This window comes from Bacteroides faecis MAJ27 (genome assembly GCF_900106755.1).
GTDB lineage: Bacteria > Bacteroidota > Bacteroidia > Bacteroidales > Bacteroidaceae > Bacteroides > Bacteroides faecis.
Map to the genome: position 1 here is coordinate 177,793 of NZ_FNNN01000006.1, position 22,833 is coordinate 200,625.

Consider the following 22,833-nt stretch of genomic DNA (forward strand, 5'->3'; position numbering starts at 1 on the left):
TATCATTTTATGGAATTAAACAAGATCTTTAAAGACGGTCTTTGGAGCAGCGAAATCAACGTTAGAGATTTCGTAAGTCACAATATCACTCCGTATTACGGAGATGCTTCTTTCCTCGAAGGACCTACTGAACGTACAAAAGCCGTATGGAACCGCTGCCTCGAAGCATTGGCAGAAGAAAGAGCAAACAACGGTGTCCGCTCGCTAGATAATGTTACCGTATCTACTATCACATCTCACAAAGCCGGATATATCGACAAGGAAAACGAACTGATCGTTGGTCTGCAGACAGACGAACTTTTGAAACGTGCCATCAAACCTTTCGGAGGTATCAACGTAGTAAGCAAGGCTTGCCACGAGAATGGCGTAGAAGTAGACGATCGTGTAAAAGATATCTTCACTCATTATCGTAAAACCCATAATGACGGAGTATTCGACGTATATACCGAAGAAATCCGCTCGTTCCGTTCACTGGGATTCCTCACGGGACTTCCCGACAACTACGCTCGCGGACGTATCATCGGTGACTACCGCCGTATGGCTCTTTATGGTATCGACCGACTGATTGAAGCTAAAAAAGAAGACCTCCGCAACCTGACTGGTCCGATGACTGATGCCCGTATCCGCCTGCGCGAGGAAGTAGCAGAGCAAATCAAGGCACTGAAAGACATGAAGGTAATGGGCGAATACTACGGACTCGACCTGAGCCGTCCTGCCTACACTGCGCAGGAAGCTGTGCAATGGGTATACATGGCTTACCTCGCTGCCGTAAAAGAACAAGACGGTGCTGCCATGTCACTGGGCAACGTTTCTTCTTTCCTCGATATCTATATGGAATATGAATTGAGCAAGGGAACCATTACAGAATCTTACGCACAAGAACTGATCGACCAGTTTGTCATCAAACTGCGTATGGTACGCCACCTGCGTATGCAATCATACAACGACATCTTTGCCGGCGACCCGACTTGGGTGACCGAATCTCTGGGCGGACGTCTCAACGACGGACGTACCAAAGTGACAAAGACTTCTTTCCGCTTCCTGCAAACACTGTACAACCTCGGTCCTTCACCAGAACCGAACCTGACTGTACTGTGGAGCCCGGAACTGCCGGAAGGATTCAAGGAATTCTGTGCCAAGGTTTCTATCGACACTTCATCTATCCAATATGAAAATGACGACTTGATGCGCGAAGTACGCCAGTCTGACGACTACGGAATCGCTTGCTGCGTATCTTATCAGGAAATCGGAAAACAGATCCAGTTCTTCGGCGCACGTTGCAACCTCGCAAAAGCCTTGTTGCTTGCCATCAACGGCGGACGTTGCGAGAATACAGGCACCGTGATGGTGAAAAACATTCCTGTGCTGACAAGCGACACGCTGAAGTTTGAAGAAGTAATGGACAACTATAAGAAAGTGCTGACAGAAATTGCCCGCGTATATAACGAAGCAATGAACATCATCCACTACATGCACGATAAGTATTACTACGAGAAAGCCCAGATGGCTCTTGTAGATACCAACCCGCGCATCAACCTGGCTTACGGTGTAGCCGGACTTTCCATTGCACTCGACTCATTATCGGCTATCAAGTATGCAAAAGTTACTGCCCGCCGCAACGACATCGGCCTGACAGAAGGTTTCGACATCGAAGGCGAATTCCCATGCTTCGGTAATGACAATGATAAGGTAGACCACTTGGGTGTTGACCTGGTATACTTCTTCAGCGAAGAATTGAAGAAACTGCCGGTTTACAAGAATGCGCGTCCTACCCTTTCCTTGCTGACCATCACCTCGAACGTCATGTACGGAAAGAAGACCGGCGCTACTCCTGACGGACGTGCCAAAGGTGTCGCCTTTGCTCCGGGTGCCAACCCGATGCACGGACGTGACAAGAATGGTGCCATCGCCTCTTTGAGTTCTGTAGCGAAACTTCGTTACCGTGACTCACAAGACGGTATCAGCAACACCTTCTCTATCGTTCCGAAATCACTGGGAGCTACCGACGAAGACCGTATCGAGAACCTCGTAACGATGATGGACGGCTACTTCACCAAAGGTGCACACCACCTGAACGTGAACGTTCTGAACCGTGACATGCTATACGATGCGATGGAGCATCCTGAAAAATATCCGCAGCTGACAATCCGTGTTTCCGGTTATGCCGTAAACTTCGTGAAACTGAGCCGCGAACACCAACTGGAAGTTATCAGCCGTAGCTTCCACGAACGTATGTAATCTTATATACTCTTATGATGATAAACGTACATTCATACGAAAGTATGGGAACATTCGACGGGCCGGGCTTACGGCTCGTCGTTTTTCTTCAAGGATGCAACTTCCGTTGCCTGTATTGTGCCAACCCGGATACGATAGCAGGAAAGGGAGGTACGCCTACCCCACCGGAAGAAATTGTCCGCATGGCAATGAGCCAGCGTCCCTTCTTTGGCAAACGCGGGGGAATCACTTTTTCGGGAGGAGAACCGACCTTTCAGGCAAAGGCACTGGTACCATTGGTTCGCGAACTGAAAGAAAAGGGAATCCATGTTTGTCTGGACAGTAATGGAGGAATCTGGAACGAAGAAGTGGAAGAACTGTTCAAGCTGACCGATCTCGTACTGCTGGACATAAAGGAGTTCAATCCCAACCGGCATCAAGCGCTGACCGGAAGAAGCAACGAACAGACACTACGCACCGCTGCCTGGCTGGAAGAACATGGGAAACCTTTCTGGCTACGCTATGTACTAGTGCCCGGATACAGTAGTTTTGAAGAAGATATCCGCGCATTGGGAAAAGCATTGGGAACGTATAAAATGATTCAGCGTGTAGAGCTTCTGCCCTATCACACCTTAGGAGTACACAAGTACGAAGCCATGGAGCAGGATTACAAACTGAAAGATGTAAAAGAAAATACCCCCGAGCAAGTAGAACAAGCTGCGGAGGTATTCAAGGAGTATTTCACTACTGTAGTAGTCAATTAGAACGGAAATTCGTCACTTACTTCAAAACAGGGACATTCCTTGATCCGTTCCCAAGGATCTACAATCCCGTTGTAGTTAGTATCCGGACTCAAATCGCGGTGCCCTACCACCTTTGCTTCCGGATAACGCTGCAACAATTCCTTTACCAGATGATGTAACGCCTCTTTCTGACGGGGTGTACGTGTATCCGCAGCCTTACCGTTCTCATCCAGTCCGCCTTCGTAGCACACTCCCAGACTAATCGCATTATAGCCTCTCGCATGCGCTCCCGCTGTATCCTCATCCCGCATCGGTTCCACTTCTCCCGACTTGCGTATATAATAATGATACCCCCAGCACGAGAATCCACGATACCGATGTGCAGTATCCACATCTTTTGCCGTAAAGTCACGGTCAACACGAGTAGCCGAACAATGAATCACAATCAAACTAATCTTTCTCATCGTCTTTCTCCCTTTCAGTAGTTTTCACTTCACATACCTCCTTACAGGAAGCATTATAACGTACCTCTCTCACCACCCTATTCCGTTTCCTCTTACCGAAGAAAGGTATAAGATACATGATCACATCCAAAATCTTGCTTACTAATTCTTTCATTTCACATCTTCATTTAATTGCTTACCACTAAAAAAATCACACTGTAGGGTCCGGAGCCTCATCGTCATCCGATCCGCTGCCACCGGAACCTTTGTCCGGATCATCCCCGCTGTCGCCTCCTGCACCGGACTGTGCCACAGCGCGGGTCAAAACCTGCTGATAACTCAAAATCTTCATCAGCTCCGCCAAAGTTTTCCCCGGACGGAAAATGATATGCGCCCCCTTGATCAATGAACCGGTAAATTCCTTCACCGATGTAGCCCCCTCACTATTCAACCCGATCTGCAAACTGCCCAAATCGCCCAAGCGAACAATGCGTCCGGCTTTCAACGCACGTTTTACCTCATAAAGAATACCTGAAATAGCAGCACGCACATCTGTCTCCGTACAAGTGGAACGACTCGTAATCGCCTCACATAACTCTTCAAAATCCAATTCACCCGATGCTTGCGCTTGCGCATAGTACTTTGCCGGTTCACTCTTCTTTGCCGGGTTCTTACGCGGCACTACTGAATAAGAAACTGTCATTGCCATAATAAAATAATTTTAAAGTTATAAACATTAAGAATGCATTCCTCTTTTGTTAACAGTACAAAGATACACAACTATCAACAGTCCACATTCTCCAACGAAGTTCACTGATTTTCAGCGAATAAAAGTGAAGTTATTTCTTTGTCAAGTCCTCTTTTTTCAGTAACTTTATAGCATAAAACAAGAAAAAAGAATCATGAACTACAACGAAAATTATTTTATTATCCGCACGTATACCAAAGCGGAATTGGCCCATCTCTACAACCCCAATGTTTGCCTCAAAGTCGCCTTACAAATTCTGCGCCGCTGGATTGTCTGTAACCTCCCGCTGCTGAATGAACTCGAACATGAAGGCTATCGTGCACGAAACCGCCTGCTCTCTCCGAAACAAGTGGCGACCATCGTACACTATTTAGGCGAACCATAGTAACTTATTGCCATTACAGACAAAGTTCCTTTACAACTTTTCAAAAACAAGTTCTTTTGCACCGACAAATAACAACTACAATCAATATGAAACATTTCACCATATTCCAAAACTTCTATTATGTAATAGCAGAAATGACTGAAGAAGAAATAGTATCGGCCATCGCCAGTTCCACCTACCGGAAAAGAGTCGAAGAGATACGTCACATCTTTGCAGAGCAAGGAGAAAAGGCTGCCAATGAAAAGAAAAAAGAGTTGCCGGCCATCGCCTTTTCTGCCTGTTACAGAGGCAGGCGTACCAAAGAGAATCTCGTCAAATACCTGGGACATATTGTGATAGATATCGACCATCTCAGTGAAGAAGAATTAGCGCGGATTCTCCCTATAATCAGAGGATGCAGGTACACCCGCATCGTTTTCATCAGTCCCAAAGGGATGGGAGTGAAAATTGTAGTGCGTGCATGCCATCCGGATGAAACCTTGCCCGAAACCCTTCAGGAAATAGCAAACTTCCACCATGCAGTTTACACCAAGCTTGCCTCTCTGTATGCCCAGCTCTGTCAGATAGAAATCGATACCTCCGGTCAGGATGTGGCGCGTACCTGTTTGTTCTCCTACGACCCGGACATTTATTTCAATCCGGATGCCGAGGCTTTCCTCATGGCACAACCTCCTATGTCCTACAAGACTTCAAAAAATAAAAGTGCCTCCGCCCCCAAACAACAGAATCATCCGAAGGACAACCCGATGAATGAGGAAACAGCGCTCAACTCCCATTCCGACAACGCTTCTCTGGTATTGACTTTAACCTACTATCACAACAAGTCCGAAAAATACACAGCAGGAAACCGGAACAATTACCTGCATCATCTCTCATGCATATTCAACCGTTACGGCATTCCGCAGGAAGAAGCGTCCGTTTTCATCAAAAGCCAGTTTACAGACTTTCCGGCGGACGAAACAGACTCTTTGATAAATAGTGCCTACTCTCACACCGATGAATTTAAGACCTATAAGTTGAATAGTACACAGAAACGGATATTACGGATAGAGCAGCATATCAGCGAAAACTACGAGACACGCTACAACGAAGTGCTGCATATTATGGAATATCGCAGAAGGCATCCCGCCTCAGAGCAACCGGAACCTTTCCGCATTCTGGATGAAATGATGGAAAACAGTATCTGGATAGAAATTAATGAGCTGGGATATTCCTGCACTGTCAAAACGATCGAGAATCTGATCTACTCCGATTTCAGCCAGACGTACCACCCTATTCGCGAATATTTTGAATTATTGCCCGAATGGGACGGAACCGACTATATCCGTATCCTTGCAGATAGTGTCCAGACGAATCATCAGGAGTTCTGGGCAGAATGTCTGGAGCGTTATCTGGTAGCAATGTGCGCAGCCGCTACTCAGGAGAACATTGTCAATCACACGGTACTTTTGCTATGCAGCGAGATACAGAACATAGGGAAAACGACTTTTATCAACAACCTCCTGCCTCCCGAACTGCGTGCTTATCTTTCTACCGGATTAATCAATTCGAACAATAAAGATGATTTGGCAAAAATAACACAGGCTATGCTGATCAATCTCGACGAGTTTGAAGGCATGAGTGGTCGCGAACTGAATGCATTCAAAGATTTGGTAACACGCAAAGTCATCAGTTTCCGTCTGCCTTATGCACGCCGTTCGCAAAATTTTCCTCATACGGCTTCTTTTGCAGGAACATGTAATTATCAGGAAGTGCTTCACGACACGACAGGTAATCGTCGTTTCCTTTGTTTTCATCCCAATTCCATCCAATTTATTACCATCAATTATCCGCAGCTCTATGCTCAGATCAAATATCTGCTGAACAAACCGGGATATCAGTACTGGTTCACGCAGGCGGAAAATGAACGTCTTGAAGAGAATAACGAGGCTTTCGTCTTCCATTCACCGGAAGAAGAATTGGTACTTACGCATATCCGCAAGCCGGACCGTTTCGAGAAGATTCATTATCTGACTGTCAGTGAGATTGCGGAACTGATACGTGAGCGTACCGGTTACCAGTATTCCATCGGGTCAAAAATACAGTTGGGAAAGGTGATGACCAAACACCACTTTGAGTCAAAAAAAGGAAATAACGGGCGCCGCTATGCTGTGTTTATTATAGATATCGAACAGGTAAAATCAAACAGACTGTATGAGTAGAAGCGGGAAAGACCTATGAATTATGAATATAGCAAAATGCAGAGTCATCTTGACGGATACTCTGCATTTATTGTTTTTACAAAATCTTTGAAAATTCTATTTTACAGCCTAACGCATTCATTATGCGATAGAAAGTAGATACTTTAGGTTCCGTCTGACCACTTTCTACTCTTGAAATATAAGAACGGTCAGAACCGATACGCCGGGCTAATTCAGCCTGAGTGATTTTAGCCTTTTTCCTCGCGTCTCCGATAATCTGCCCTGTGTAAAAGGCGTATGCCTTTTCTTCTGCCTCTGCACGTTCGGAAGTACCTTCTGCACCAAATTTGGCATCAAGGACAGCATCATAATCTACTATTTGATGATTGTTTATCTGCATAATATTCCTCCTTTATCTTTACTGCTTTATCAATTTCATGACTGGGTGTTTTTTGTGACTTCTTTTGAAAGCCATTGAACAACACGACAATATTACCATCATCAAAGATGAAAAAGACCCGGTATATATTGTTATTATACTCTGTACGAAGTTCGAAAACTCCATCCCGAATAAACTTCACAAATTTAGCGGAGAGTCTTTCTTGTGTTTTCAACAAGAGTAATCCATATTGAATTTTATCTTGTTCCTTTTCGGTTAAAGTCTCCATGAAAGCCTCAAAGTAACCTCCGTATGTACGGATCTTACGTTTCTTTTCCATAACGCAAATATACGAAACGTTGTTCAACTATACAACACATTTTTTCGTTTTATATTATTTTTCATCATCTTCACCTACAAAAGTGAGAGGAGTGAGAGAGGAATTGAAACTTTTTCTATTTTATTTCTTTATTTCTACTTTCTATATTTCTCTAAAAAAAATACGAATGTTAGAAATCCTCTCTCACTCCTCTCACTTTTTGCCTTTTCTTCCTCCAAAAAGACGGCGGGAAATCAGAAAAACACAACTGTCTTTTTTCGATTTCTCACCGCATTTTCAAATCAGCCTGTCAATTGAAGCAGACTTCAGGAAATATTTGTTATCTTTGATGTGCAAAAGATCAAAAGAATCAGATATGGACAACTTGATGCGTAAACTTCCTATTGGAATACAAACCTTTGAAGATATACGAAGGAAGAATTATCTTTATGTAGATAAGACTGCATTGGTATGGCGGATGGCTAATTTAGGAAAACCTTACTTCCTGAGCAGACCGCGCCGATTTGGCAAAAGCCTGCTGTTATCTACCTTCGAATCCTATTTTCTAGGTAAAAAAGAACTATTCGAAGGTCTTGCTATCGAACAAATGGAAACAGAATGGACAGAACATCCGGTACTCCATCTTGACCTGAATGCAGAAAAGTATGATAAGCCGGAGAAACTAAATGATATTCTCAGCAATCATCTCACCCAATGGGAACTTCAATATGGAAAAGGTCTTGACGAAAAGACTCCTTCCGCACGTTTCGGAGGCGTCATTCGCAGAGCATGCGAACAGACCGGACATCAAGTAGTCGTGCTGGTTGATGAATACGATAAGCCACTACTGCAAGCCATCACCAACCTCGAACTGCTTGAAGAATATCGTCAATCGCTGAAAGCTTTTTACGGAGTACTAAAAAGTACGGACCGTTATCTGAGATTTGTATTCCTGACCGGAGTTACAAAATTCTCACAAGTCAGCGTATTCAGCGATCTGAATCAACTGAATGATATTAGCCTGGACTACTCTTATGCAACACTTTGCGGCATCACCCGTGAGGAACTGATTGCAACATTTAAACCCGAAATAGAAACTTTCGGGCGGAAAAATCATCAGACTCCGGAAGAAGTAGTAACTGCGATGGAACGCAATTATGACGGTTACCATTTTCACCCGGATGGCGATGGGGTATTCAATCCATTTAGTGTATTGAATGCTTTCAGCAAACTGGAATTGGGAAATTACTGGTTTCAAACAGGTACACCTACTTTCTTGATCGAACTTTTGCAAAAAAGTGACTATGATCTGCGTACTTTGCTTAATGGCATCGAAGCTCCTGTTTCTTCTTTTGCAGAATATAGGGTAGACGCGAATAACCCTATTCCATTGATTTACCAAAGCGGATATTTAACAATTAAGGACTACGACAGAGAATTCCAAAATTATCTGCTTGCCTTTCCTAATGATGAAGTGCGCTATGGATTCATCAATTTTCTTGTGCCGTTCTATACACCAATGAAGAACAATGACCAAGGATTTTACATAGGCAAATTTGTTCAGGATTTACGGACAGGCGACTACGACTCTTTCCTTACCCGCCTTGAAGCTTTCTTTGGAGACATTCCATACGAATTAAATGACCAGACCGAACGGCATTATCAAGTGATCTTCTACTTGGTATTCAAATTAATGGGACAATTTACCGAAGCCGAAGTACGCAGTGCCCGTGGACGTGCCGACGCTGTAGTAAAAACACCGAAATATATCTATGTATTTGAGTTTAAGCTGAATGGAACAGTCGAAGAAGCACTAAAACAAATTGATGAAAAAGGATATTTGATTCCTTATCAGGCAGATCATAGAGAGATTATAAAGATCGGAGTGGAATTTAGTGCAGAAAGCCGGAACTTAAATCGTTGGTTAATAGAGACCATTGAGTAATGAAACCTAAGTGGCGGCAATCTGCACAAGTATTCATTCAGATTTCCGCCACATTTTTTATCAGCCCATCAATAAAAGCAGGCTATTCGGAATTTCCTTTCGAATAGTCCGAAAACTCTCCGGCACGTTCTTTCTTCTCATACGAGACCAACGTTTCCACACTTAGTGCTTTCCCGTTCTTAGGACTTATAACATCTATTACACCCGACAAAGAGCGGAATGTCTGCTCGCAGTTTGCATCTCCATTATAAGTCAACCGGCCCCTGTCAATAGCGCCCAAGACTACAGAAATGTACCGTTTCGGATCTCCCCGATATTCGATAATGGGGGGCGTCATATGTTCTCCTTCCCGAATCAGTTGGATGACAATTCTTTTTTTTGGTCAAGCAGATCCATCAGTTTTTCACTATGCACATCGATTTGCGCGTTTACTTCACGAAGTTCATTTTTCAATGAACAAAACAATTCATCATTCAATGAATTTTCCATAAAACTATTTTTATTGATTATAAAAAAGCCATTCCGGAAAGCACAGCTACTGCCTGCTTCCCGAAATGGTGACTAATACCTCCAAAACACTACGCTGTATTGCTCTCCACGGAACAATACGATATTTAAAATCTAAGGTTAGTTATCTTTCTGTTCCTTCAACCATCTTTCCACTTTTTCTACCATCGGCATTTCATACAGAAATATCCAGTCACTGTTGTTACTTAAAGCAGACAAGTGATGATGGTGGTTCTGGTCGGCAATATACCCCTCCGGACTCTCCATAAAACGAGTTTGCGAATAAGTCTTTTCAAATTCAGCACGCATACTTTTGAAGGAGTTACAAACGTCACCTATCCTTACTAATGCTTGAAGACGTTCTTCATCGTTTTTTGTACTGTCATAAACCTCTAAAATTTCCAACAATTTCACCGGATAGTGAAACAGTTCGTTCGTCTGCTTATAAATATCCAACGTGTAGCGATTGCGTAAAGCTGCCTGTTCAGCTACTTTCAAGCCTTTACAAATCTTCTCATAACGCGCCGATTCAATGCGGACGGTATCCAGTCTTCCCTGATATTTCCGCTTCCATTCTCCCGGTTTCTCCGAATCCGGCAAATCCAGCAACCGGAATGTTTCCGATACTCCCCAAGCAGGATTTCGCGTGCCGGAAACGACTAATGCCTGATCAAAGAAGAAAGCAGCTTTCTCCATTTCCGTCAGAAACTCCATTTGCTGACCGGACAATCCGAACTCCCTCCGGGCGTGCGCCCGGATAAACTCATCCACAGTCCGCCCGTCCGGATGCCAACTATATTCGCCCTGTGCTATAAGTCCGCGCATCACCGTTTCCCAATGGGCAGAGGCATCATCCCAAGCCGTGGCAAGGATGCCCTTCAACTGATTCTGAGAAACAAGTTTGCAGAAATCTTTAATATATTGTGCCCTGGAGTTGTTTCTGGGCATGAATGGGGTCTCGCCGGTCGCTGCGGCGGTAGCTCCCATTACATTCAGTCCATTCTTATGATACCATTCCAGGAGCATCTGATGGGACAAGACGGTAGGGTCTTCGTAATGCCAACGCATATAGATGCAATTCTTCGGGAACATCTTGATAGCTTCGTCCAGCCGGGAGGTATTCCAGTTCTTACGAATTTCATCATCGGTGAGCGGGCGATGCAACAACCACCAAAGGTCGGCATATTTCAAAGGCATATCATCCCAGAAGATGGGAGTTCTGCCATGTTCCACAGCAAAGTCACAGACCTTTTTGAGCCAGATCATCTGCAATTCAAAAGCTGTTTTTCCGGTCGCTTTACAACGTTCGTCTATGCCGATAGCCGTTATTTCATCTCCACCGATATGAAGATACTTGCCATCAGGCATGGCTTCCATCGCATCCCGGTAAAGATCAAACTGTAACTCATAGGTACGCGGGTCGGAAGGACAGAACTCCCAGTCACTATACGGATTTTCCCGCAGTTCCCAATGGCGTTTCAGGATAAAGCCGGCGTGTCCCAATCCTTGTACTAAGGGACTGATTTCAATATTACGTTCTTTGGCATAGCGACTGATAGCCTGCATCTCTTGTTTGCTGATGGCATTGGGGGCGCCCACTTCGGGACGGCGGGTATAGCGCAGCTTGTCTTCCACTTCCCAAATGATGGCATTTACCTTATAGCGGGCCAGTTTATCAATGGTCCGATAGTAGTATTCCGCCCGGTCCAGATGATGCTTCGTATCAAAGTGAACGGCACGGTAAGAGATTTCGGGATAATCCGTCATTCGGAGACATGGAATAGGGATACGAAGGTCACGACTATCCTCCATTAGTTGTTCCAAGGTCTGACAACCGTAGAACAATCCTGCTTGTCCACGCGATTGGATCGTTACTCCCCGGGATGTGATTTCCAGCGTATATCCTTCCGGAGATTCGGGTGTGTTCTGTTCCGACAGGGAAAGTGTAATACCTGCTCCTTGTTTTTCAATGCGGGGTAAAGCGTCCAGCAATGTTCCTAAAACGGGGATTTTACTTTCGCCTTTCGATACGATATATCCCAGTTCACTACCTGCTATCCCCTGCCCTTTCAATATCTCTATGTTCTGGGGTAAAGGGAGTATCTGAAAACGTGGGTCCAATCCCTTTGCCTGCGACATGGCGGAGACAAGTATAAACAGCAGTACGAAAGCTATTTTATTCTTTAATTTCTTCATTATCTATTTCTGTTTAATCATTTGCAGATAGTTCTTTCAATGTTCCTTCGGCTATTCCTACCCACTTGGCGGCTTCACGCCCCGAAGCAGAGGTGAAATTGCGGATAGCTGCGTCCAGTTGTCCGTTGTTCAGTATACGTGCCTTCTCAAAATCCTGAATGCCTTCCCGCAGCAGTTCCAGACGGATGCTGGAGATGGGAACAGCGGCGGCGGTATTTTCGCTGCGATAAATCATATTGAAGTCGCCGGACGCATTACTTCTATCCTGTGCACTGGTAGGGTCAGACTGTGTCCAGTAATCGTATGCCCAGCGCAGATATCCGTCAAATCCTTTTGCCAGCGCATACCACGCCATCCACGACATTTCTGCCGGATTGGTTTGCGCCGTAACGTAGTTGTTCGGGTATTGCTGCGAGCAACTGGTGTAGAAGGTAGAAACGGCATTGTCCGACTGGCGCTCGTAGCCTAAAATGGTCGAATAATCATACAGGCTGTTCTCTATCCCGCTGTCGACATTTCCTCCCGACAGTCCTATTTTCCAGTTCGCATCGTTCTCTTTGATTAAAGCTATGATTGACTTCATACCGTCTTCTTTAATCTCATCCATATAAAGCACGGTTTTGTCAAACCAGCCTTTTTCTTGCAGATGCGTCTTGAAAGAAGTCAGGAAAGCAGACCACACTGTCTTGTATTCTTCCGTACCGATGGTGAGTTCCAATGTCCGGTCCGTGCCCGACGCGTCTTTATATCCGACAGACGTCTTCCATCCGGCCAAAGAAAAACAGCTGATCTGTTTATTGATTCCCCATTCCATCATTTTCCCGACATATTTATCAAAATCGGTATAGTCGAATATCCACTCGTCGGAACTGTTTTTCGACCACTTCACCATCGTTTGTCCGCTATTGAAAGCACCGTCCTTGATATACGTGGTGATTACCTTCTGCCCGGCATCTGCCAACAGTTGATAAAACGGCTTCATCATCGCAAAATATTCGTCGGAGAAAGGAACGACATTTTCTCCGTTGTCCCGACACAGAGTTGTCAATTGGAAAGGGAACTGCCATAAATCAAGATGGAAACTCCAATCGGCTACCGCAGGCAACTGATGATCTACGACAAGCAATTCCAGATTAAACTTCTGCTTCACTTCATTGGCTGATTTCACCTGAATGGTTCCGGTATATATGCCCGGTACGGCATCTGCCGGCGTGTTTATGGTCACCCATATCTTAACGGGATCTTGAGTGGTGAGCGTTGTGACGGGTACTTCGGAAAGGGCATCGGCAATCAAGGTAGTGGTGCGGCTCTCATAATTTCCACAATCGAGTGCCTGATCGTCTCCCTTTATATAAGAAGGGAAACGAAGTCGGATATTGGAGGCAGAGATGCTGTTCGCGTCGCTCACCAGATCCGAAACTTCATAAGTGAGGTCGTCATATTTTTTATCTCCTGACCATAACACTATCTGTTTGTGTGTACGGTCGTTCTGCCAAAGGGTGTCTTTCCAAAGGGTGACGATCTTCGCTTCTTCCATCTGAGCTTCGTGTTGCTGACCTTTGGAGTATCTCACAAACTTACTTTCGAACGAACCCCGCAGGGTAGTAACGGCAGGATCTACGGGAACGACAGGTTCTTCCCAGTTGTCGGTTGGCAACCCCTCGGTACAGGCTATTACTCCATAAGCCAGTGAAAACAAAAATATACTGCTTAATAAGAATTTCTTCATAATTGTTGATTTATCTCGTTATAGTATAATCATAAAAAGGTGTACTCAAGTCTAATTCTATCCGGTACGTGCCAGCTTCGTCGATAGTAATATCCGTCCCTGTCTCCGACAGTCTGACAATACCATCGGACGCCCCATACGTTACAGTCGGATCACCGGCAGAGACCGGAATAGTGGTAAATTTCAATTTTCCGGCTGCAAGTTCTGTCGTCAAAGACCACTTGCGGGTGTCAGAATTGTAGACCATTGCTTTCACCGTTCCTGCGGCTGTCCCCGTAACAGCCCATTGTGTCTCCAGTAAAACGATCTGACGGGTAGTGAGGTCAAAATTAACTTTCCAGATGCCGGGAGAAACAATCGAGGCATTACCTCCAGTAGTTGTCCAGTCTCCCCAAGGCCCGTCACACGGATAATAGCCGGTTCCCGGAGAGGGTTTCTCCACCATCGCTAAAGTACCATAAGATTGTCCGCCGCCCAATCCGGCGCTAACATCAAAATAGGCGGACTGGTCGGATTGCACCAAGCCGATGTTGTTCCAGCTCGTATTTGTCAAGTCTATATATCCTTCAAACAGATTATTATAGGTAATGGAAGCAATGGTCTGTGCCGTTTCTGTATTCAGGCCATAGTAATCTCCTTTCTCACCCGACATTACCAAATACATTACCGGAGGAGGATTATAACTCATCTCCAGTAGAAAAGTCTCAGCTTGTGTCCCCTTCGTCCATTCCAATGCAAATTGGTTATTCCTGAAAGTAATCACATCTCCCACATTTATATTGACCGTAGCCGAAGGGTCGGAAACGTCTATCTGTTTCACTATGGCAGTAGTGGAAGGCTGATTGACTGCCACCAACAATGTTTTACTCAACAAACCATCCTCCTGCAACAGAGGGGTAGCCACATAGTCCGTTCCGTTCACTTCCAAGACTAATCCCGAAATAGGCGAAACAAGGGTAGGATTCTCCGGATAAGAATCTTCACTGCAAGCAACGACTCCTATCGCCAGACACAAAGTGGTTAAAATCAAAGTTATATTTCTTTTCATATCATTCTTTCTTTTCGATTATGTTATTGACGTTTAATTGTATCCGGGGTTCTGAACAATACCGGTCATGATAGTCATCTGGTCGCTCGGTTTCGGTAGAAGATAATTGTGGTCGTCAATCTTTGCCTCCGGATAATAAGCTTCCAAAGTCTCCTTCAGAATATGACGACGGCACAAATCGAACCAACGATTACATTCAAAAGCCAATTCCCAGTTACGTTCGTCCAATACCGCCTTGTCAAACTGTGCCGGAGTCAGTCCCGATAGTTTAGTCAGTCCTGCCCGTTCGCGGACTTCATTGATAGCATCGTATGCTGCTTTTGAAGGGCTGCCCTCTGCCAGATTAGCGGCTTCCGCGTAGATCAGCAACACATCGGCATAGCGTAACATACAGAAAAATCCGTCCGCTTTATTAGCTGTAGCTATCCCTGAATATCCTCCGCTCTTTGGACCCGCATCCCGGTACTTTCCCACATAAGGCTGTGCCACATTGGTATCTTCCCACGAAGCACCGTCTCTCATCCGAGTATAAAAAGTCCCGCTCAAACGGCTGCCATCTCCTACGGGAAAAGTTTCCAGAAAGCGTTTGTCACTGGTCCAATCTGCCCAACCGTTTTCTCCGTGATCCGTAGGACGCACGGCCTGATGGATATAACTGCCTGTTGCATTGTCCGAACTGGCATAAAGCGCAAAGATAAATTCGGAGTTTATTTTACGGTTGCTCCATAACCACAATTGGGAATATACTTTTTCTAAGGTATAGACCTTTTCACTAATTACTTCATTAGCCTTATCACGTGCCAGCGCATAACAGGAAGTCTCATTCAACGGAAATCCCGCCATTGTCAAATAGACTTTTGCCAGCAACGCTTTTGCCGCCCAACGGCTGGGACGGCTCGGATCATCCTGTGAAAGAGGCAATGTCAACTCTGCATTCTTCAAATCAGAAACTATCTGCTCGTAAATCCGGGCAACACTCGCCTGAGGCTCTTTTGCCGCATTATCCTGATTTTCCTCCGTCAACAATGGCACTTCGCCAAACCAACGCACCAACTGGAAGTAATTAAAAGCACGCAAGAAATGGGCTTCCCCGCCAATCGGGGACAATTCGTCGGGAGATAATTTCGTGTTCTCACCGATAATCTTTATCAATGTATTGCACGCGCTAATACTTGTGTAATATGAGTTCCATAACTCATCCGTCACTTCGTCCGGATTTCCTACTGTGTTAATGTTAACCTGTTCGAATCCTTTCCATCTGATGACGGGGGTATTTACATCTTCGGCACCTGCACTGGCCGCATAGGGCATATCGGTACCATATAAAAGGATTAAGGGGGTATAGGCTCCTGTGATATAGCTATTGAAGTCGGTCAGTGTCTGGAAGAACTTATCGACAGTTGGCTGTCCGGTAAGATTCTCTGTCAAATCGGCACAACTCGTACTTAATATTATCGCCAATAATCCGACGCAGCTCTTTTTTATAAGTGTACAATTCATAGTCTGTTATTATTAAATGATCATTAAAACGAAATATCCAACCCTACAAGGAAACTCTTTGACGAAGGATACACACCACGGTCCACGCCTGCCGCATCCGAGTCTGCTCCCATACTTGCTTCCGGATCAAATCCCGAATAATTGGTTATTGTCCATAGATTATTGGCACTGACATAGATACGGGCGGAAGAACATCCTATTTTTGACAGTATCTTGTGCGGAATACGATAGCCCAATGTGATATTTTTCAAGCGCAAATAGTCTCCCTTCTCCACCCAACGGGAAGAATTAACATACTCTGCTCCCGAAAAAGCAGGAATATTTGTCGGATTTTCCGGTGTCCAATGATTTTTCATAACCGTACTGGTCGGGAATGCATCTGACGAATAAGTCTCACGCCGGATACGATTCTGATTATAAATGTCATTACCGGATACTCCCTGACAGAAAATATTCAGGTCGAAATCAAAAATCGTAAATGTATTGTTGAATCCGAAGCTCAACTTCGGCTGGGCATTACCGATAATGCCTATATCATCCTTATCTATTTTTCCATCACGGTTGATATCTACATATTTGGCATCTCCGGGCTTTGCTCCGTAAAGCGCAGCCGTCGAAACTTCTGATTTCTGCCAAACACCGGCAAAGGTATATCCGAGGAATGTGCCCATCGGTTGTCCCACCATCTGGACATAAGAACCCACCAATCCCGGATAATCGGCACCGGTTGTAATAAGCGTATTGGAGAGCCCGTCCAGTTCGAGAATCTTATTTTTATTGATATTCAATGTATAATTTATGTCCCATTTAAAATGTTTGGTAGAGACAGGAATGCCACCCAACATGATATCAAATCCTTTATTGGACACGGAACCGACATTGGTAAGGATGGAACTGACACCCAATACCGAAGGTACTTTCTGCCACATCAACAGGTCTGTGGTTTTCTTGTTATAATATTCGGCTGAGAAACTCAAACGCCCTCCCCACCACCGACTGTCTATACCGATGTTCAACTCACGGGTACGTTCCCATTTCAGATTTTCATTGCCTAAATCTGATATGGCTAAAGTCGGGTTTCCGCTATCGTCCATGCCCGGATAAAACTTTAAATGAGAAGAGTAAGCGGGCACTGCCGCATTGCCTACCGTACCGTAACTCCCGCGAATTTTAAACTCCGGTACCATATCTTTCAGCCTTTTCATAAACTTCTCTTCCATAAGATTCCATCCTAATGAAAATGCTGTAAAATTGTCGTATTTGTTTCCTTCTGCCAACTGGCTGGCTCCATCATAACGAACCGATCCGGAAAACATGTATTTATTCTTATAACTATAATTCACACGACCCATAAAAGACTGCATCACTGTAGTAGAATACTCCACCCAAGGGGCCTGCAAAATAGAACCGAACTGCACTCCATTATATCCCATTCCCACCGGGATTCCTCTGGAAGATGCAGATGTGCTCTGATAATTATCCTTCAATACTTCGTATACTCCGGTAGCCTGAACGGTATGATCGCCAAAAGCCTTATCAAAAGTCAGAATACTGGTACTTTGCAAAGCAATATAGCGTGATTGGGCCTTACTTCCGTTAATATCTCTAATATCGCCATTATTGACACGCTGATTATCAAAATACCCATTGGTATCGCTATGAGTCTTATATGAAAACAAAGAAGATAATTTGAGGAAATCCCAGAATTTATATTCTCCCATTAAAGAAGCATTAAAAGAAGCAACGGATTTATCGTCCACTATCTCCAAAGCATACCCCACCGGATTGTACAATGAAACCGGTCCTATTCCTCCACCCGGCTGTGTATATCCTCCTTCACTATCGGGATCATAGATGCGTTTCGTAGGCGACCATTGAAGTGCTGCATTAATAGCCTGTTCATAATCTCCATTGTGCGTCTCGTCATAAGAGGCAAACGTATTCAGCGACAAATTCAAACGGGATGTAGCCTGAACTTTAAAGTTTGCACGAAAAGTATATTGTTTAAAATTGGTATTCTGCACAATGCCATCTTTATTGGTATATCCTCCAGCTATGAAATAAGAAATGCTTTCTTTCGCTCCACTGATACTGATGTTATGTGATTGGGAAACCGCATTCCGAAAAATCTTATCCTGCCAGTCCGTACTGTTTCCTTCCAACGGAATCTCATCCGGCCCAAAAACAGGATTGAGCCCATTCTCTTCCTGAGCCTCATTCATCAGCAGGGCATATTCTTTTGCATTCAATGCAGGCAAGGTTTTCCGTACTTCATCAAATGAAACAAAACCGTTGTAAGACACCTGCGGCTTTCCGGTTTTCCCATTTTTAGTTGTCACCAGAATAACACCGTTCGCACCTTTCGAACCATAGACAGAAAGGGCTGCGGCATCTTTCAATACTTCTATGGATTCTATCTGATTAGGATTCAAGCTCCCGATATTCCCATCTTGAACACCATCGATTATGATCAAAGGATCATTTCCATAAGTCAGCGAGTTGGCTCCACGGATGCGGATCGTTGCCGATCCCGAAGGAGCACCACTGGAATTCTGCACAACAACACCTGCCACACGTCCTTGCAATGCCTGCGCAGTACTGGCATTAGGAGCTGACAATAGCTCTGCTGACTTTACGGAAGAAACGGAACCGGTGATATCACTTTTCTTTTGTACACCATACCCCACGACAACTACTTCATCCAATACTTTAGTGTCTTCCTTCAGGACAATCCGAAGCAGATTCTTACTATCGGCAGCTCGAAGTTCCACACTCTGATAACCGATATAGGAGACTGAAATCCAGGCATCTTCCGATACCTCATTTATAGTGTAGTTTCCGTCAAGGTCCGTAATTATTCCGGTTGAAGTTCCTTTCACTACCACGCTGGCCCCAATGATCGGTTCGCCCTTATCATCCACGACGGTTCCTTTGATGTTCTTCTTTGTACTGCCGTCATGAGGTTTCTGCGTCTTTTTCAAGATGACTATCATCTTGTTTTGCAACTTATAAGTCAAATCCTTATCCAAGACTTTATTCAGCACCTCATCCAATGATGCATTTTTGAAAGTTGCCGTAATTCTTTTATTCTCGTTCACTTCATCTGTCTTATAGATGACAGATAAACCTGTTTGTTGCTCAACTTCTTTCAATACTGTCTTCAGTGTTTCATTCTTGAATGTCTTGTTGATGACCTGGGCGTGCAAAGTCACTGTCGCCAGACAGAATGAAACTAAAAGAAGCAGCCGTAATAAGCTCTTTCGGTTGTTCATAGTTTTTCTCGATTTAATTTAATAATAGTTGTTACGAAATGGAAATTATTCTCTGATATATATATCCTTGCCTTTACGTTCGACGGCTATCGGGATAATCTTTTGCAAAGCCGTCATCACCTCTCCGATTGTTTCTCTGTTGCGCAGAGAAATACGGAATGTCTTGTCTCCTACAGCTTCCGATTCCAGCCGAATATTCACATCATATTGTCGGGATAGTTTTGCAACCAGTTCCTTCAATGTAATGTGATCAAATTCTATACGGTTCTCCGCCCACGCTTTTGATTGTGAAGCGTTTACTTGGGTACGGATGAATTTTCCAGTTTCTACGTTCAATCTCATGGACTCTCCAGGAGACATCATTATCGGACTGCCTTTATAATTCAGTTCGACCGACCCTTCGAGTAAAGTGGTGGAAATGAAAGGATCATCATCATAGGTGGATACGTCGAACTTCGTTCCTTTCACAACGATGTCATATCCATGTGTCTGCACGATGAAAGTAGCTCCCGCTTTCTTGGTGACTTCAAAATATCCCTCACCGTTCAGTTCGACTCTGCGATTGGCGGTATTGAACTTGTTCGAATACTTCAGTGTGGAGCCTGCATTAAGCCAAACGACTGTACCGTCAGACAGAATGACTTTACTCTTCTCTCCATAGGGAGTTTCGCATACAAAATACGTTTCCGGTTGCAATGAAGAAGAGAGTTGCCATACACCGAGGGTTCCTCCTATAGTCAGAAGTACGATAGCTGCAACAGCAGCCACTTTTCGCCAGACGGAAAATCTCGTTTTCGAAATACCCAGCATCGGGATAATGGCTTCCTGCGTGCGGATTTTGCGTTGTAATGTCTCCCACTCCTTCGTGGTATTGGAATCGGTAATGCCCGAAGCAATCCATTCCTTTTCCCACTGTCTGAATGCCGTGCGATTTGCTTCACTTTGTCCGACATACTCAAACAATAGTTTTTCGTCTTTTCGCCGGATTCTTCCTTCGAAATACTGAACGGCCAACTCACGAATGTTTTTCTTTTCTTCCATAATTTCACTTTCTATAAGATGTAACAACTATTATTTCTTTTACCCAACCACCCATACAAAGAAAAAAGCAGGAATTTTTCAGTTCCTGCTCTTCCAATCTAATTATCAATGGTTTATATTTTCCTCTTTTATTTATTATTCATAATCACCCAAGCAACAATCATAATATAAATGTCTACCGGATACTTGTCTTTGAAGTGTTTGGAGAAGCTTTTCAATGCTTTCGCTATGTGCTTCTCGACTGCCGTAGTCGATATCTGAAGTTTATCTGCAATTTCACGATTCTTCAGTCCTTTGAAACGGCTCATCAGAAAGATTTCCCGCGAACGCTCGGGCAGCTGCCCAATGACAAGGTTGATTTGTTCCTGTAATTCGTCATATAGTAGTTTGTGCTCTGCATCTAGTGTGAAGTCGGCATAATAGAGCCTTTCTTCACCATCAATGGATGCAAGATATTCTATCTGATGTTTCTCGACAATGGAAAGATGCTTCAAATAATTCAGGCATCCATTGCGTACCATTGCAAAAAGTAAGGAGGTGACCGATACAGCCGACAACAACTCCCGCTTCTCCCAAAAACGCAGAAAACACTCCTGAATAATATCACGAGCCGTCTCTTCATCTTCCACGAAACGAATAGCATAGCCGCGCAAACGGGGATAATAAGCCTTAAAAAGATATTCAAATGCCTGATTATTACCTTTTCTGATCTCGTCTAATAAGAACTTTTCATCTGAAAAATCAACCATAGTGTCGTATTTTGAAACAAAGGTATAAAGTTACAGATGACAATGATATTAATATTTTCTCAGATTTCCGATTTTTCAGCAGAGTTTCTGCATATAAAACTTTAAAAGCGATATTTTAACCGTTATTGGTAAAATATCGCTTTTAAAATATATAGCTCAACTATATTGACTAATAAGTAAGTCGGATACCCGCCTGAATATTGAAGTTGAACGGATTTTCCTTACGGATGGTCTGTACATCAGAACCGTCATCAAAGAAATAAGCAACACCGGGTTCTACGTATATACCTACCCGTTTGGTGGCATTAAACTGTGCGCCGACTGCACCGGAGACGGAGAATTGCAAAGGTTTCACAGTTTCCTTCTCTGTGCCCAGCTTACCATAAACACATTTCTCAATCATACCTCCACCGGATACATAAAGAGTAAACAGTTTCTTATCAAGGAAGTTCCAGTTTGCTTTTAACGGAATACCCAGATAATGCAGTTTCTGTTCTGTCTTCTGGTCGCTGTCCGCAAACTTTGCATCCGAAGAAAGCAAAGTGTAAGTCAACCCTGTCTCAACAGAAAAACCTTTCGCCAGACTCTTACGGACGGATAATCCAAAAGAGATAGGCTGATGGTGTTTCATATCAACCACCTGATTGGCCTGACGCAAATAAGGCACTCCATCTTCAAAGACCAACGTCTGGTCACTTGGTATGCTCAGCAAACCATTCGAAACCGATACCATGCTCACACGGGACATATAAGAAGGAATGCCCGATCCCAACTCTGTAGAAGCACCACCGGAGTTACCTACCGAAAGTCCCATCGACCATGTGCCTTTCTGTGAAGATGCCTTTTCTGCCGGAATATGCAGTTTGTCTCTGCTGGAAGGGCGGCGTGGCTTATTTCTCGGTTGTTCCGTATCTGCGGGCTTATGCTGGGCGGCCTTCGTTTCTTCCACCGGTTCCACTTCTTCTTTTTCTTTCTGGTCGCCGGTCTGAGCGTTCAGTTCCGAAGGTTGCTGCTCTTCTTTCTTCACCGGTTCGTCGATATTTGCCGTCGGCTGGGGAATGTTCCGTTCTGCTTTCGCGATACGGTTCTTCACTACCGGACGCACTACCGGTTCTACCGTTGTTCCTGTCATATCCGGTTGCTGCGCATCCGGCAAAACATCCGGTACAGAGGCTAACGCCGGAGTCTTGGCATGACGAATTTCATCAGCAGCAGGAGTCCCGAGGAAATACAGGCTGACCGATGACACCAAAGCCAATAAAATGACAGCCGCAGCGGCTACCGTCCATTTACGATAAGGATATATCTTCCTCTCCACAGGAGGCATAAGTTCTTTTTCCAGTTGTTCCCAACCGGAAGCAGGAAGCGGCTCCGAGTAATCCCCGAGCTTCTCCTTCAACTTATTCATCCATAATTCTTTCTCTTCCATATC

General features: G+C 44.4%; 20 protein-coding genes. 5 read left to right on the forward strand and 15 right to left on the reverse strand.

Translation table 11 applies throughout. The annotated features are described in order from the left end of the window. Positions 1–9 precede the first annotated feature (9 nt). On the forward strand, positions 10–2,238 hold the full coding sequence (gene pflB / locus BLW31_RS07445) for a formate C-acetyltransferase (protein ID WP_010537421.1): 2,229 nt from the start codon (positions 10–12) through the stop codon (positions 2,236–2,238). Positions 2,239–2,252: 14 nt separating this feature from the next. Then, positions 2,253–2,981, forward strand: coding sequence for a pyruvate formate-lyase-activating protein (gene pflA, locus BLW31_RS07450; protein WP_029425459.1), 729 nt, complete (start codon positions 2,253–2,255; stop codon positions 2,979–2,981). Here the strand turns inward: pflA and BLW31_RS07455 are convergent. The 3 genes from BLW31_RS07455 to BLW31_RS07460 are packed head-to-tail and all read right to left on the reverse strand — an operon-like array spanning position 2,978 to position 4,112. Beyond that, the gene (locus tag BLW31_RS07455; RefSeq protein ID WP_010537419.1) at positions 2,978–3,424 is read right to left on the reverse strand and encodes an N-acetylmuramoyl-L-alanine amidase; all 447 of its coding nucleotides are present in this window, start codon (positions 3,422–3,424) and stop codon (positions 2,978–2,980) included. The genes pflA and BLW31_RS07455 overlap by 4 nt on opposite strands. Continuing rightward, complete coding sequence (locus BLW31_RS24390) at positions 3,411–3,578, reverse strand: hypothetical protein (protein WP_167321002.1); 168 nt, start codon at positions 3,576–3,578, stop codon at positions 3,411–3,413. The genes BLW31_RS07455 and BLW31_RS24390 overlap by 14 nt, the downstream gene beginning before the upstream one ends. Before the next feature lie 36 nt (positions 3,579–3,614). Then, positions 3,615–4,112: an HU family DNA-binding protein gene (locus BLW31_RS07460; RefSeq protein WP_010537418.1), complete on the reverse strand. Its 498-nt coding sequence runs from the start codon at positions 4,110–4,112 to the stop codon at positions 3,615–3,617. A gap of 193 nt (positions 4,113–4,305) precedes the next feature. On the opposite strand from BLW31_RS07460, the gene BLW31_RS07465 reads away from it, so the two are divergent. Next, positions 4,306–4,536: a DUF4248 domain-containing protein gene (locus tag BLW31_RS07465; protein ID WP_010537417.1), complete on the forward strand. Its 231-nt coding sequence runs from the start codon at positions 4,306–4,308 to the stop codon at positions 4,534–4,536. Between the two features lie 86 nt (positions 4,537–4,622). Continuing rightward, on the forward strand, positions 4,623–6,737 hold the full coding sequence (locus tag BLW31_RS07470; RefSeq protein ID WP_010537416.1) for a virulence-associated E family protein: 2,115 nt from the start codon (positions 4,623–4,625) through the stop codon (positions 6,735–6,737). 76 nt (positions 6,738–6,813) lie between these two features. Here BLW31_RS07470 and BLW31_RS07475 read toward each other — a convergent pair whose 3' ends face one another. Together BLW31_RS07475 and BLW31_RS07480 are read right to left on the reverse strand one after the other, a co-directional pair. Beyond that, a complete protein-coding gene (locus BLW31_RS07475; RefSeq protein WP_010537415.1) occupies positions 6,814–7,116 on the reverse strand; it encodes a helix-turn-helix domain-containing protein in 303 nt (100 codons plus the stop codon). Further along, the gene (locus BLW31_RS07480; RefSeq protein ID WP_029425458.1) at positions 7,082–7,435 is read right to left on the reverse strand and encodes a type II toxin-antitoxin system RelE/ParE family toxin; all 354 of its coding nucleotides are present in this window, start codon (positions 7,433–7,435) and stop codon (positions 7,082–7,084) included. The genes BLW31_RS07475 and BLW31_RS07480 overlap by 35 nt, the downstream gene beginning before the upstream one ends. A gap of 355 nt (positions 7,436–7,790) precedes the next feature. Here BLW31_RS07480 and BLW31_RS07485 point away from each other — a divergent pair, with 355 nt between their 5' ends. Further along, positions 7,791–9,359 carry an ATP-binding protein gene (locus BLW31_RS07485; protein ID WP_010537413.1) on the forward strand — a complete coding sequence of 523 codons (1,569 nt, stop codon included), beginning with the start codon at positions 7,791–7,793 and terminating at the stop codon, positions 9,357–9,359. A gap of 82 nt (positions 9,360–9,441) precedes the next feature. On the opposite strand, the gene BLW31_RS07490 is transcribed toward BLW31_RS07485, so the two are convergent. From BLW31_RS07490 to BLW31_RS07530, 10 genes are all read right to left on the reverse strand, one after another. Continuing rightward, positions 9,442–9,696 (reverse strand): hypothetical protein, encoded by a 255-nt coding sequence (locus BLW31_RS07490; RefSeq protein ID WP_010537412.1) that lies wholly within the window; start codon positions 9,694–9,696, stop codon positions 9,442–9,444. A 17-nt stretch (positions 9,697–9,713) separates the two neighbouring features. After that, on the reverse strand, positions 9,714–9,848 hold the full coding sequence (locus BLW31_RS24695) for a hypothetical protein (protein WP_022301701.1): 135 nt from the start codon (positions 9,846–9,848) through the stop codon (positions 9,714–9,716). A 138-nt stretch (positions 9,849–9,986) separates the two neighbouring features. Beyond that, positions 9,987–12,062: a family 20 glycosylhydrolase gene (locus BLW31_RS07495; RefSeq protein WP_010537411.1), complete on the reverse strand. Its 2,076-nt coding sequence runs from the start codon at positions 12,060–12,062 to the stop codon at positions 9,987–9,989. A gap of 13 nt (positions 12,063–12,075) precedes the next feature. Next, positions 12,076–13,791 carry a DUF4091 domain-containing protein gene (locus BLW31_RS07500; protein WP_010537410.1) on the reverse strand — a complete coding sequence of 572 codons (1,716 nt, stop codon included), beginning with the start codon at positions 13,789–13,791 and terminating at the stop codon, positions 12,076–12,078. A gap of 10 nt (positions 13,792–13,801) precedes the next feature. Then, entirely contained in the window at positions 13,802–14,839 is a 1,038-nt protein-coding gene (locus BLW31_RS07505) for a cadherin repeat domain-containing protein (protein WP_010537409.1), read from the reverse strand. A gap of 33 nt (positions 14,840–14,872) precedes the next feature. Continuing rightward, a complete protein-coding gene (locus tag BLW31_RS07510) occupies positions 14,873–16,339 on the reverse strand; it encodes a RagB/SusD family nutrient uptake outer membrane protein (RefSeq protein WP_022300919.1) in 1,467 nt (488 codons plus the stop codon). Between the two features lie 23 nt (positions 16,340–16,362). Continuing rightward, complete coding sequence (locus BLW31_RS07515; RefSeq protein ID WP_010537407.1) at positions 16,363–19,611, reverse strand: TonB-dependent receptor; 3,249 nt, start codon at positions 19,609–19,611, stop codon at positions 16,363–16,365. A 45-nt stretch (positions 19,612–19,656) separates the two neighbouring features. After that, positions 19,657–20,652, reverse strand: coding sequence for a FecR family protein (locus BLW31_RS07520; protein ID WP_022300921.1), 996 nt, complete (start codon positions 20,650–20,652; stop codon positions 19,657–19,659). 128 nt (positions 20,653–20,780) lie between these two features. Continuing rightward, complete coding sequence (locus BLW31_RS07525; protein WP_008760424.1) at positions 20,781–21,401, reverse strand: RNA polymerase sigma-70 factor; 621 nt, start codon at positions 21,399–21,401, stop codon at positions 20,781–20,783. Positions 21,402–21,570: 169 nt separating this feature from the next. Beyond that, a complete protein-coding gene (locus BLW31_RS07530; RefSeq protein WP_010537405.1) occupies positions 21,571–22,830 on the reverse strand; it encodes an outer membrane beta-barrel protein in 1,260 nt (419 codons plus the stop codon). Positions 22,831–22,833 lie beyond the last annotated feature (3 nt).